This is a genomic window from Bacillus sp. GbtcB14 (assembly GCF_019091205.1).
In the GTDB taxonomy this organism is placed as follows: Bacteria; Bacillota; Bacilli; order Bacillales; family Bacillaceae_G; genus Bacillus_A; species Bacillus_A cereus_AG.
Genome location: NZ_JAGXJT010000029.1, coordinates 1 through 12302 on the forward strand (window position 1 = coordinate 1; position 12302 = coordinate 12302).

Genomic DNA, 12302 nt, shown 5'->3' on the forward strand with positions numbered 1-12302 from the left:
CTACTCTAGTAGTCGCGGCTAGAATGATCCCTCGTGCCCATCCAATGGCATGTCCATCTACATAAAATCCTGATATCTTCGTACGTAAATCTTCATCTACATGTACTTTATCCCAACATAATTCCCATACTGGGGCATGTAGTAAAGTATCTTTTGTAATTAACTTATTTGATAAACCAGATAATTTCCCTAAAATGCTTTCTATATGATTTGTTACATAATCAGCAAGTACCCATCTTAAGTTAACCGGTGTAGCTTCTGGAAGCGTTGATTGGATTGAATTATTTTCTAGCCCCTCCTTACTTGTAGGACGATTTGAAATAAAGTCTTCGTATCTCTGTACAATCGTTCCCCCATACCCCGAGGCCCTATTAATTGCTTGTATAATTCCCAATTGCATTCCCATTGGATCAACATAATCTGGGAAACTTTGTCTTACTAACACACCAAAATTCGCATTATCAGATTTTTTATCTCTAAAAGAAAATCCACTGATTGTACAAATTTTTTCGTTAGGAACATAAGAATCATAGTAACAATTAACTAGATATCCTCCATTACACATACAAAACGTTCTTACTTCAGCTCCATCATCCATCTTCGTTTTTATTTTAGCGTCTAAATGAGTTTCCGACAATGCAACTATACCTTCTCTTTCAGTTTCCACTCGAACACCTAATTCAATTTCATTAAAAGAATAATTTACATTTAATTTATCCATTATATTTCTTAAAACATGACCAGAAGCTTTTCCAGTTGCCATGACTAAATTACTTGAAGAAATTTGATACTCTTCTCCCCTTCTATTTATTAAAGTAGAGATAAAAATATCTTCTTTCTTTTCTACGCTTTTTAATTTTGTTTGGGTTAGTAGATTTAGTCCACCATTGACTAAATCCTCTTCTAGCTCAATACAATATTCAATAATACCTTCTGTACCAATATGATAGACATCATAACATTTCCAGTCTAATTTATTATCTGTAGCCTGTTGTATCATACATGAATCTTGCGATTCATCTGCTTTTGTTTGCTTAATTCCATCATTATTCATTTTAGAAATAAATGGGTCTAAAACATAATTATTTAATTCAATTACTTTTTCTTCGCTTCCAAGAAGCTTAACTAAACCACTACCTGCTGGAAAAGATGATAATTTTCCATCTGAATACATTCCAGCACCACCAACCCCCTCAACAACATGACAAATATTACATTGTGTACAATTCCCTTTATTAACCAAAGGGCAATATCTCTTTTTAATAGATCTTCCACTATCAACTAAAGCTACTGTCTGATTAGAAATCCCTAGTAATTCTTTTGCTAGAAATAATCCAGCTGGTCCTGCACCAACGATAAGTACATCAACATGTTCAATCATAATTTCCCCCTGTAAAAAATGTAATATATAACCATATAAAACTAATTCTACCATAATTTTACAATTTATAACTTTATAAATAAAAGACGGAATTTTCAATATAAAACACTATCCCAAAGACATTTCCTCCCTTTATATAATTAAATATATTTTTATTCCTTAGCTTTTTACTTTTTAAGCGTATGAAAAGCGATAGCCACGGTAGGTGTAGAGCCATAAACTTTTGATAGCTTGATAATAAGGTTGGGGAAGAAAATAGATTGGGAAAATTGATCCATTCGTTTCCTGTTTAAAATATCAACAGTATTAACGGAATAGCCATACTGAACATCTTACTTTGAAGTAAGACTCAGGAAGACGAAAGATTACTTTTGCCGTGAAACTGGGAAGCTTTTACTCCAAGTTTTACTAAAAAGCAATTAGTTTATGAATCTTTTCTACTAAATATAAATCGACAATAAAGTGATTAAATTTAAAAGCTCAAACAAGTATAACCCCTTCCTAAATTTAGGAAGGGGTTATACTTGTTTGATTTTCGATGTAAAATACTTCACTACACTAAGAACACAACAATATATTCATTTAAAAATCTATTTAACTCTTCCTAATTAACCAATTATTCTGGGAAAATAAAGCTAGAGTCCCCTTCACTATTAGCGGAATCTTCTTTTGGGAATGTAATAGTTGATCCTTCATTTCCCTTATTCCCTTTATTTATCTCTTGTTCCTCAGGAAATACAATGGAAGAATCATTACTTAAGTTTGGTAAAAAACCCAGTTTAGATAAAATGGCTTTTAAGTCAGGTAAAACACCAATTTTATCAGAGATTGGATCGTTAGATTTCGTTCCAGTACTAGGGTCGCTTAAAATATTCCTAAGCTGGCTTGGTGTATATACTTTTCCCTTATTATTTTTTGCAATTCCTTGAATTGATGCAGCAGCACCAGCAATAATAGGTGATGCGCTAGATGTTCCACTAAAGCTAGAAGTATATAGATTTGTTGTAAATTCACTTGGTTTAGCATCTGTAGTATCAACTGCATTCCCCCATCCATACACATCCACTCTACTACCGTAATTAGAGAAATATGAACGTTTATGAGGAACCCTTGCAGAAGCTGCTCCAACCATAATTGCCCCTGAATCTTTAAAATCAGGACTATTACGATTTAAAACTTGTTTACCATTACGGTCTCTGAATTGATCTAAATCGTTTCCGCCGTTTGCACCTGCTTCAATAATAATAATTCCTTTATTTGCTCCCAGACGAATTGCATCAAATATATCCGGTTTTACTTCTACAGGAAGATAGTTCTTATCTCCATATCCATCGTAAGTTGCTTGTGCCTCTAGTAAAAGAATATCTCCAGCTTGCATATTGTTAACCGCACTTAAAATAGCATCAGCTGTATTATAATTTCCGTTATCCCTAATTTGAGATACAACCTTTACCTTAGCTTTGGGCGCGATTCCAATTCCGCCTATGTTATTATCCTCTGCCGAAACAATTCCTAAGACTGAAGTACCATGATCATGGTGCTCGCTTTTATTCTGTCCAGATATCAATTCAATCTTTTGATTCACTAAATCCTCATGACTAAATAACCATCCATACTCCATATCTACGAATGTAGTCCCTTTTCCATCCCCACCTTTTATGCTCCAGGCATAAGGTGCATTAATTCCTAATGGTGCTGGTTCAAGATAACCTTGTCTTGTAAGTCTAGGCTCATCATATGGGTTAACAGATAAATTTGGTAAACGCTCTGCTGGTGAAGCCTCTTCTTCCTGTAAATACGCCGTTTCAACAAGAGATGATTTCTCAATTTTTGTAAGTAACACTTGTACATCAATACCATCTTGAGTTTCTACAATATAGTAGTTTAGCAAATTAGAAGAAATATGATCAGAATCTTTTATTTCTTTACCTAGATTTTTAATTTCTTTAGGATTTAAAGAATTAAAAAGTCGATTTATAGTTACATTTGGATATTCAGCTAAAATTCCAATGAATTCAGGATCTTGTTTTTCTTCTTTAATGAATTTTTCTATTCCATCCTGATATGGTAAATTCGCTTCATTTTTAAATTTTAAAATTAATTGTTTAGTAGCTTGCTTATGTACAGTAGAATTTAATTGCTTATTTGAATAATTGTAAGTAGCTGCGTAGGCAACTTCTGATTTTTCACTTGGAAGTATACCACCTACTCCATTAAATGCTGTTAATGCAATTGAAGAAACTAGAATTCCCTTAAAAATTTTCAAAACGCGCACCTCTTTTTATTAATATATAATTATAAAAAAATGTATATTACCTAATTTCTTTCTAGAAATATATTTTATATTTAGGTCTGTATTTTCAACTCCATTCATTCTTAAATATTTGTTTATACATCATTCATAGAACTAACTCATGTCAATCCTATTAATTCAGTTGCAAACCTGTAACCATTATAGTTACAGGTTTGGTGAATAGTCAACCCTATATGTAATTTTGCATTGAAAATCATAGATACTTCTATAAACTTACCCTTAATTATTGTAAGAGAGATTGAGCTTCTATCATTTTAAGTAACTGCATATATGTAATATAAAACATATATGGGGGGTTAAAACGTGGTAATTTCAAGACAAGATTCTTGGACTAATGATAACGATTTACTTCTCGCATCAACAGTACTTCAGTATATTCGTAACGGTGGAACACAGTTAGCTGCATTCAAAGAAGTAGCAAAACTACTAGCTAGAACACCCGCAGCTTGTGGATTTCGTTGGAATTCATATGTGAGAAAACAATACCAAGACGAAATCCAACAAGCCAAACAACACCGAAAAGTGGGAAACAGCATTCCTCTCTCCCAACCAGAAAAAGAAACAAACTCTTTGTCTATTACATTAGATGACATTATTCTCTTTCTACAAAATTATAAAGATATAAATGAATTGACAATTTTACAAAATCAAATTGAAGATTTAGAAGCTGAGAATCAATCCCTTCTACAACGTTTAACTATGTATGAAGAAGAGTATCGTATGTTACTGAACCATATCGATAAGACAAGAAGTTTAATTGTAGTGGATTAAACAGTATAACTATTTTGATTTTTCAGTAGGACCTTCGCCCTCCAAAATTACTTTTAATAAAAGAAATTTTGCCTCTTGCAATTGATAATAAGTAAAATACACATACATAATGTATGTGTATTTTTAATTGGACTATTATTAAAAGAAATGTTTAGTCTATGTTACATCTTTTCTAATATTTCTTGTCTTTCGCACCATTTCGTTAGCTTTTCTAATGCTTTTTTAGATAAACGTTTTGTTTTATAATTGCAAAATCTAGATAATGTAGACGGAGAAATACTAATTTCATCTGCTATTTCACGAATGCTTACTTTTTTTTCATTGTGTACTTTCAGTATTTGTTCACGGATTTTCTTCTCTATTTGTTCGACTGATTCTACAGTCTTCTTTACTTCTTTAACAACTGTTACTTCAGGTAATTGTTCTTGAAGTTCTTCTATACATTTCTTTCCGATTACCCTATCCATTGATTGCAGCATTTCCTCAGGCGGTAAAATCGTTATTCCTAAATTAGCGTAATAGTTTTTAAACCAATTACGTTTCCCAATTTGTTGTTCATCAAGTGGATCACTATACTCCCAATGAGAGATTACTTTTTCATTTTCTAAATCCATTAGAACATTTTCCAACTGTTCTCTAATGCGATTCGGCTTCCAATCTTTTGGGATATCCATTACTGCTAGCAGCCCTTTGTCCCCACCTATAGAATATGGCTTTTTCAATGATGAATACATTTGTCTAATTCTCCATTGCCATGTTAAGTATCGAATTAACCTTTTATGATATTTGTGTCTATAACTATTATATTCAAGTGCTTTTTTAGATAATAACGCTGTTGTATTATTTGATCCGTATAAGTAATTGGTTAAAAAGCTGCCTGGCTTAATACGACAAGACTCAATGCCCATGTATTCATTAGTAACACTATGTCTCCACAATACAACTGAATCTAATACAAATAACCTTTTGATTACTTCACGTTTTAATTCTAAACGTTCTCCATCATCATCACGGTCATTTAATACTACTACCTCATTATCATCATTTAAATAGATAAAAATGCTTGCTAAAGCCGCAATTCTCTTTGCTATTTTAATTTTATCTTCCGCTCTATAGTATTCTTTATTTTTGACTACTGTTTTTGGAATGTTACACATTTCTAAAACTTGCTCATAAGAAAAATCAATGAATTCGTCTGGAGATTTTGCTTCGTTTATCCATTGTATTGTAATTGCATCTAAACAATCTGCCGTTAAATCATCCATATTACTCATTACATCATCGACAAGGGTATTCCACCGAGCAGCTTCTTCTATATTTGTAAGTCTTAAATCTTCATCTTTGTGTGAAGAAAGCTGAGCTACACCATTAGAAGATTTAGTTTCAATAGGATATTGTAAAACCTTACTTAACTCATCTTCTTCAAATTGATTTTTTGCAATCCCATCTCTTAGCTTATAATAAACAGCAGAGTTATTTACCTCATAATAATCCTCATGATTTACTATATTTGTCTTATCTATATTTTGATTATTTTCTACTACTATGGAACTTGAAAGTGCTATATCTTGAAATTCTTTTTCTATAAATCCTTCAATTTCTTTATATATTTCTTCCTTATAGGAATCAATTTTCGCATAAATTTGTACTAATGTAATACCGGATTCTTGCTTTTTTTCTAACCAAGACACTAATGCAGTAAATGATGGAGATGCATGAGATGAGGTTAATACTTTATTATTATTGTTTTCAACATCTTTAAAATATGCATTCCACTTATTCCATACTAGCTCATTTGTTTTATAAATTGGCTCAGAGATTAACAATGCATCTCGAAACATTTGTAATAAATTATCCACTTTATATTCCTCCCTAAACCATGGATCATAACAAAGTAGTTTTCATCATAAAATTCCTTACTACTATTATATTTAATTTATTGTAACAGATATTTACAAGATTTTGCGTCTTTCTTCCCCTAACTCGTCATCTTGCAACATATTTGCTCTTTCTCTTCCTATTTCTTCTCTACTTGCATTCCTTTTGCGCTTTGCTTTCCCTTAGTCCTCAATTTGCAACATGGTTGCTCTTTCTTTTACCTATTCTTCATTACTTGCATTTCTTTTGCGCTTTGCTTTCCTTAACTCATCAACTTGCAACACGTTTGCAGTATCCTTTCCCTATTTCTTTCAACTTGCAACGGTATAATTTATTTTTCAACCTAGTAATTTTAAAATTTTTAAGCTATTTTTCGTATATTTTGAGTAAGTTACATACATAAAATGCAACATGTTTGCGGTATCCTTTCCCTAAATCCCCTACCATTTTCACTCTAATCCCTTATATACCAAGGGGTTAGGTACTTTTCCACTTACTTATATACATATCATCCAACTTGCAACACGTTTGCGGTATTCATGCCCTTATTCTTTACACAAGATGCAACACTGTTTGCGGTATCCTTTCCCTACTTTCAATCTACAAGTGCCCAAAAACCTTCTATATCAAGGGTAATCATTGCAATTCATTATTAATGATCCTGCTAATCAACTTGCAACACGTTTGCGGTATCCTTTCCCTAACTCCTCTATCATTTTCACCCTAATCCCTTATATATCAAGGGGTTAGATACTTTTTCTGCTTATTCATATACATATAATCAACTTGCAACACGTTTGCGGTATCCTTAACACAAAAAAAAATTAAGAAATTCTCTTAACCCTTGATACGACTAGCTTCATAAGCTGTTGCAAGTTGCTATTTTTCTTCTTAAAGGAGCACGTTTCAGCATTTTTCATTTTGCTATAATCAAAATTGGTATATTTTATAGTATTTTGACATATATTTCTGAATTTGTAGAACGGAGGTGAAAAAGATGGGGAAATCATTTGTGATACGTAATCAACGTAGCCTAAATGGAAAAATAACAAACGCAGTTTTAGTAACACTAAAATCTTGGCAAAAGTTTGTGGAAACATTTGAGGAGAAGTACTACAGCTACAAAGATACATATTTAGAAGATATTCTGCAGCACATGACATACGAAGAGCGTATTGCGGATGTAGAAGGTTTTGTCGAAAAAGCCAAGCCATCTTTTTCACGTCGCGTAATGTCTACACTTGCAGAAAAAACAGGAAGAAAACATAAATTATACGGTATTACCAATGCAGATCTTGAAGTGTTCTTATACCTACATAAAAAATGCTATACAAACGGCGTCATTCCAAATGTAACAATACATATGATGTGGGAAGATTACAAGCAATATAAAGAAGAATTTGCTTATATCCAACACTCTCAATTCTATATTGCATTAAAGAAATTAAACTTACATAACATTATCTCCATTGAAAACGGAGTAGATGGCCGATATACAATCAAGCTGACTCATTTTATGAATGAGGAAACAGAAAAAGCAAATCCATACGTATATATTAGTCCTGTTGTATTTACAAAGGCTTTCTTTAAGCTATCTGTAGCGTCTAAGAAACTATTCTTAGACATTGCCATGCAACAACATACGGAAACAACATTAAAGCGTTCATTGGACAAGCAGGACGAAAGAGGCAACAAAACTCACTTCGGTGGGATGTATCGTTTCTTACATAAAAAATATCCGCATCAAATCCGTGCCGTTATCGATGAATTAACAACGGCATTACCATGTACGGGGAATCCCCTATTCAAAATTTGCAAAATGCAAAAAGGGGTAAAGCATACAAAACGATATACAACCTTATATTTATCTATTCATTCGGACTTTTTATGTACAAAAGAATCTGGAGAAGAGCAACACAGGGATCCATTTACACCAAAAACTACCTATGCTCGCAAGGCGAAGTTTATAGAAGCAGTTCTACAGGAGATGAATATCGGTGAACTGTCTGCAGACATGAATAAGTTCATTCATGTATTAAAGCATACTTGTCATCGTCAAATCCGCAGTGTAATTCGCGGACTCCGTGACATGATTGATCGAAAAGAAGGATATCCAACGAAAATTGTATATACATTGAAAAAACTATTGCATCAAACATCTCAATATCAAATCCTTGATGCTGCAGCGAAAGAAGGTATCTACCCTCTTATTGCGCAACATATACCAAAAGAGAGAAATAGTGACCGTGAGCAAGCTGTCTTTAATTTCGGTTTACATTATTCTATGTACTCTCTTCACAACATTAAGAAGATGTTTAAGAATGTGCATACACTACTGAAGCAGAAATTTGCGGTACCTGTGACGGAAGAATCTTATCACCGTAATTATTTAAAATATCAGGAAGAAACGTTATTTAGAAAATATGCATATGATCAAGGTGTGAATCTCCATGCATATATTGCTTTAGAAATTGAAATGCGCGAAAAATTAAAAGTACGCGGCCATAAAGAACGCACAATTCCAAGTGATGTACGTGAATGGTTTATTGAAGAAATTGATAAGCTACCGCAAGAGCAGCTGCGTGTGATTGAGCTACCAAAACAGTTTAATTTACTAGAGTTTATGCGTACCTTTGAACGTTTAGTACGTGCTGGTGTAACAATAACCACTCCTGATCAGGTGCTAACCGCAATGAAAATAAAATAATAGCAACTAGCTCTCTATTTTTGAAAAAAACAAAAGTAGAGGGCTATTCGTGTTTATTTGAGTAGTAACACCTTCCTACTACTCTATTTATAAATACTAAATCGAAAGAACTTCATGTAAAATGGAGTCTTTTTTTATGCACTTCTATACAATTTTGATTCTATCAATGCATAACTCTCCACATAATACTAGAGTGTATTCCTCTACTGTATTAAAACCTATCCCATAATACCTACAAAAAATCAAAAGGAAAATTATAAAAATAGTGGATATGAGGACAAATATGATCCAATGTGGATATAATCCTTCTAAAATCATTGTTATTACTAATGTTGTTGTATTTATCTAATAAAAATCATCAACAAAAATGTGAGTTATGTGTAAATAGTGAGTTATGTTCAAAAATAGCAGCCTAATCTGAATAAAATGTGGATAATTAGACGGTTAGAATTAACCTGATTACTAAAATAAGTAAAAAAGTTCTTATTTACGGGGTTGAATATATATAATGCGATTGGTATCAAATTCTTTCTGATTTCATGTAGAAATATAGTAATTCCTTTCTGTTTTTTTGTAGAATTAAACGTCTAATAATCATTGAATTTACGAATACATTTTCTGCTATTTATGATTTTTTAGGTTCTAACATGAAATTTTCCCTTGTGGGAGTAGATATTTCCCCTGTTTTTGATAACCTATAATAGTTTTATCTTTATTTCTTTTTTTATATAAGGTATATATTTATAATAGATTTTTAATATAGCTAGTATGATTGTTAATAAGATGTCCGACCTAATTGAAAATATTTGTAAATTGCGTTATAATAATGGTAATTAAACAGATCATTACCCTCATACAAAAGGACAAACCTACGTATCCCTACCAGGACTAGGTTTGTCCTTTTTTCATTTTAATAAACAATTTATATTGGAGGATTACACATGGCTACACTAAAAGAAACAACTTACATAGAAATGAATACCTATAACGAGATTGGATTTTTTAAAGGGATTGTTTGGGGATTAGTTTTTGTAGTGCCTTTTTGGAGTATTATGATAACTCTATTTATCTGGCTTTATAACTAATAAACAACATATCCAAAAAGCAAAGGGTTGTTTGTCCGTTTGCTTTTTGGATATGCCAGCAACCGTGCGTAGCAAAGGGCGGTAGCAGGTCTTTCACTTGTTTTCTGTTATAATATATCCAAAGAAATTAGGTGATTATATTGAACAAGACAATTAGCTTAGAGAAAACTTTAGAAGATTTCTCTACATATTTAAGTAAAAAAGGCCGAAAACATTCTACAATCCAACGCTATGCATACGATATTAAAGATTTTTATAGATGGTTGAATGAAAATGAGTTACTTTTACATATCAAATCATGGAATGAAATATCCGTAGATGATTATCAAGCGTATTTCTCAGTGTTAGAAAATAAACGAGAATATTCGCTTAAAACAAGGCACAGGATATGGGTGGTTTTAAAGAAATTACACATGTTTTTAGGTATAGTTAGTCCATTAGATGATATTCATCTCTCTTTAATTCCGGATCAATCACTAAATGACAATGATTTTATTACCGAATCGGAAGAAGTACTTTTAAAACAAACCGTTCTATCAACTAAGGGATTAACAGAGAGACAAGCTAAATACCGTCCTCTAATCATGGATAGAAACGCTTGTATAATTAATTTAATAGTAAACTATGGTTTGTCTTTACAAGAGCTTGTATCGCTTAATATGAACCATATACAGTTTGCTAGGAACACTTTAATTGTTCCAGGAGAAAACGGAGTTACTAGATCCATCTTCTTAACAGCTGAAGATACACAACAGCTTTACAAATATTATTCGACTATCCCTGAACCTGTAAGACCTCGACAGCACACAGATAATCCCCTATTTGTGGCATTTGATTTTAATCGAGGTACATATCGATGGGTTTACGAAAATGATGCACCAAAGGCTTTGTCTGAGGTTGCTATACAAAAGATGATTCGACTGGAAGTGAAACGAGCAGAATTAGGTAGACGTATTTCTGCACAACAGATGAGGAATACGTTTATTCTTCGTCTAATTAAGCAAGGAATAAATGAAGATGAATTGGTAAATAAAATAGGTTTTAAAACAAAAATATCTTTAAAAAGATACTATCAATACTTGACGTTATCTAAAAAAACTCGATGAAAAAAACGTAACTCCTATTTCACCGAAAAAGACTTTTGAACTGTACAAAGTTCATCATTTGTTAATTGTTTCTTATTTTCGTTAGATGAATAAATTTGATAATGTACGTCATTTTCATTCCAGTATATATAATGTGATTCATTTTTTTGATGATTAACTGCTTTACGAGTTTTATCAAATGCATTGATCTTTTGTAAAGATTTTTGTGGGAAAACATCCTTTCCTCTTGTTATTTCAACAATTAAGTTTTGATTGTCTTTACTTGAATAAACAACGGTAACATGTTCTGCATTCACATTTGTAACTGTTATTGAATCTACTTCGAAAGGTAATTTAGTAGGATAGGATATTGGAAATGGGAGTTCATTTGGTGTAGTGGCCATGACCTCTTGTGATATCGGGTACCAATTTACATCTTTTACAGAACAACCTGTAAGCATGGTGATAAAAGACAAAATGACAAGCCAAAGTCTTTTCATTCCGTTCCCTCCTTTTTTATAACGTATGTAGCTTTTTTACATACATTCTGAAAAAGAATGGAAGAAAACTCAAAAAAATGCCCAAGATAACTTCAGTCGAAATTACCAAGAGCATTCACTACATATTTAGTTGAATTGAGCGGTCAAATATTTCAACTTTAAATAGAATTATGTTTTTCACTTCTTGTTTTTGACCGTAGTAAGTCTTTAATATTCATGGTTCCTGAGATTAACAAACCACCAATTACTAAAATTGCACCAAACAGATGGTATATTGTAATACTTTCTTTAAGTATTAACCATGCTAGTAAATAACCAAAAATCGGTGTTAAGAATAGATAGTTGTTTGCTTTTATTGGATCTTTTTTTAATAAATAAAACCATAGTAACATGGATACTATCGAAGTCATAACAACCTGCCAAAATAGACCAATAGCAAAATTCATGTCTAAATTAATATATGGATTTGTATCTAATAAGAAACTTAAAGGGACTGCAAATAAACTACCAAAGATGATTTGCCAAGTATTAATGACTAGACGATCAATCTTCATATCGTATTTTGTGTAACATACACTCCC

Annotated in this window: 9 protein-coding genes; 4 read left to right on the forward strand and 5 right to left on the reverse strand. The window is 32.1% G+C overall.

What is annotated here, in order from left to right:
* Together KVT31_RS28940 and KVT31_RS28945 are read right to left on the reverse strand one after the other, a co-directional pair.
* On the reverse strand, window positions 1-1381 hold a 1381-nt coding region (locus KVT31_RS28940; RefSeq protein ID WP_254637319.1), incomplete at its 3' end, for an FAD-dependent protein.
* 616 nt (window positions 1382-1997) lie between these two features.
* A complete protein-coding gene (locus KVT31_RS28945; RefSeq protein WP_000688769.1) occupies window positions 1998-3647 on the reverse strand; it encodes a S8 family peptidase in 1650 nt (549 codons plus the stop codon).
* Between the two features lie 351 nt (window positions 3648-3998).
* Between KVT31_RS28945 and KVT31_RS28950 the strand changes: the two genes are divergently transcribed.
* Window positions 3999-4466 carry an RsfA family transcriptional regulator gene (locus KVT31_RS28950; RefSeq protein ID WP_000237083.1) on the forward strand — a complete coding sequence of 156 codons (468 nt, stop codon included), beginning with the start codon at window positions 3999-4001 and terminating at the stop codon, window positions 4464-4466.
* Window positions 4467-4627: 161 nt separating this feature from the next.
* Here KVT31_RS28950 and KVT31_RS28955 read toward each other — a convergent pair whose 3' ends face one another.
* On the reverse strand, window positions 4628-6325 hold the full coding sequence (locus KVT31_RS28955) for a helix-turn-helix domain-containing protein (protein WP_000369387.1): 1698 nt from the start codon (window positions 6323-6325) through the stop codon (window positions 4628-4630).
* Between the two features lie 1016 nt (window positions 6326-7341).
* Between KVT31_RS28955 and KVT31_RS28960 the strand changes: the two genes are divergently transcribed.
* The 3 genes from KVT31_RS28960 (at window position 7342) to KVT31_RS28970 (ending at window position 11242) form a co-directional block, all read left to right on the forward strand.
* Complete coding sequence (locus KVT31_RS28960; protein ID WP_000520275.1) at window positions 7342-9051, forward strand: hypothetical protein; 1710 nt, start codon at window positions 7342-7344, stop codon at window positions 9049-9051.
* Window positions 9052-9992: 941 nt separating this feature from the next.
* A complete protein-coding gene (locus KVT31_RS28965) occupies window positions 9993-10136 on the forward strand; it encodes a hypothetical protein (protein ID WP_000212568.1) in 144 nt (47 codons plus the stop codon).
* 131 nt (window positions 10137-10267) lie between these two features.
* Window positions 10268-11242 carry a tyrosine-type recombinase/integrase gene (locus tag KVT31_RS28970; protein ID WP_002074054.1) on the forward strand — a complete coding sequence of 325 codons (975 nt, stop codon included), beginning with the start codon at window positions 10268-10270 and terminating at the stop codon, window positions 11240-11242.
* A gap of 14 nt (window positions 11243-11256) precedes the next feature.
* Here KVT31_RS28970 and KVT31_RS28975 read toward each other — a convergent pair whose 3' ends face one another.
* On the reverse strand, window positions 11257-11721 hold the full coding sequence (locus KVT31_RS28975; protein ID WP_217613683.1) for a hypothetical protein: 465 nt from the start codon (window positions 11719-11721) through the stop codon (window positions 11257-11259).
* A gap of 158 nt (window positions 11722-11879) precedes the next feature.
* Window positions 11880-12302, reverse strand: a 423-nt coding sequence (locus KVT31_RS28980) for a DMT family transporter (protein ID WP_217613684.1), incomplete at its 5' end; no start/stop codon positions are given.